1 protein-coding gene is annotated in these 1028 nt (G+C 53.4%); it reads right to left on the reverse strand.

What is annotated here, in order from left to right:
- Positions 1 to 1025, reverse strand: a 1025-nt coding sequence (psbD, locus tag O9323_RS05110; RefSeq protein WP_043996166.1) for a photosystem II D2 protein (photosystem q(a) protein), incomplete at its 3' end; no start/stop codon positions are given.
- Between the last annotated feature and the right edge of the window lie 3 nt (positions 1026 to 1028).

The raw sequence follows: 1028 nt of genomic DNA on the forward strand, positions 1-1028 counted from the left end.
TCAGGGAAGATAAAGTTTTCGTGGGGTTGGTCTTGGGGAGCCATCCAAGCTCTCAGACCTTCGTTAAGCAGAATATTTTTAGTGTAGAAGGTTTCAAATTCTGGGTCTTCGGCCGCTCTCAATTCCTGAGAAACGAAGTCATAGGCCCGGAGATTAAGCGCTAATCCCACTACACCCACAGCACTCATCCATAAACCAGTCACGGGGACAAAGAGCATGAAGAAGTGTAACCAACGTTTGTTGGAGAAAGCGATGCCGAAGATTTGCGACCAGAAACGGTTCGCAGTGACCATGGAGTAGGTTTCTTCCGCTTGGGTGGGTTCAAAAGCTCGGAAAGTGTTGGAACCTTCACCGTCTTCAAACAGGGTATTTTCTACCGTCGCTCCGTGAATAGCACAGAGAAGCGCACCACCGAGGATACCAGCCACACCCATCATGTGGAAGGGGTTGAGGGTCCAGTTGTGGAAGCCTTGGAAGAAGAGAATAAAACGGAAGATACCAGCCACGCCGAAGCTAGGGGCAAAGAACCAGCTAGACTGACCGAGGGGGTACATCAGGAAGACACTGACGAACACCGCAATCGGACCGGAGAAGGCGAGGGCGTTGTAGGGACGAATGCCGACTAAACGGGCGATTTCAAACTGACGTAGCATGAAGCCAATCAGGCCGAAAGCACCGTGGAGAGCGACAAAGGGCCATAAACCGCCGATTTGACACCAACGGGTGAAGTTACCTTGGGCTTCCGGTCCCCAGAGAAAGAGGATGGAGTGACCGAAGGCATCGGCGGGGGTGGAGACGGCTACAGTCAGGAAGTTGCCGCCTTCCAGGTAGGAACTGGCTAACCCGTGGGTGTACCAGGAGGTGACGAAGGTGGTGCCGGTTAACCATCCACCTAGGGCCATGAAGGCGCAGGGGAAGAGTAGTAAACCAGACCAACCGATGAAGACGAAACGGTCTCTTTTGAGCCAGTCATCGAGAGCATCAAACAGCCCTCTTTCTGGGGCGCGTCCGACAGCAATGGTCATGGG

The sequence above is a fragment of the Microcystis sp. LE19-131.1A genome, assembly GCF_027532015.1.
GTDB lineage: Bacteria > Cyanobacteriota > Cyanobacteriia > Cyanobacteriales > Microcystaceae > Microcystis > Microcystis ichthyoblabe_A.